Source organism: Oleiphilus sp. HI0061, assembly GCF_001635675.1.
The window spans coordinates 1-467 of the sequence record NZ_LWFE01000303.1 but is presented as its reverse complement, the minus strand read 5'-3'; the positions used below and the strand labels follow the sequence as shown (position 1 = coordinate 467).

Annotated in this window: 1 protein-coding gene; it reads right to left on the bottom strand. The window is 45.4% G+C overall.

Going from position 1 to position 467, the window contains the following annotated elements:
* Positions 1–467: PEP-utilizing enzyme (locus A3735_RS03965; RefSeq protein WP_255375133.1), on the bottom strand; the 467-nt coding region annotated here is incomplete at both ends.

The window sequence follows — 467 nt, the reverse complement described above, 5'->3', positions numbered from 1 at the left end:
ACCTGTATTCGCATAAAGATTGATACGATAACCATCACTGGTCTCGGCGGGCTTATCCTTAAGCTTATCAAGCCCTGACATCAATCGGTTTTCTTGTGCTGCCAGCCTTTGATATTCCCGCTGCATTTGAGGCGAGGCATTAAAAATGACCTGCGCTCTATAACCATCCATGACAGCAACACTACCCTCAACCTTTGACCAATTAAGATCACCGACACCCATGATTGCGGTAATGCCGAGAGCACTGGCCAGAACGGCCGCATGAGATAAAACCGAGCCATCCACGCATACCAAGCCAACCAAATTTTGATTCGCATATTCAGCAATATCGGCGATGCTTAAATTCTTTGAAAGCAGAATAAAGGGTTCATTTGGCAGCTGGACATTAAAGTCATGCGCATTAATGCTGGCATAGATACGCAAACCCAAATGACGGATATCTTCTGATCGAGCACGTAAGTATGGAT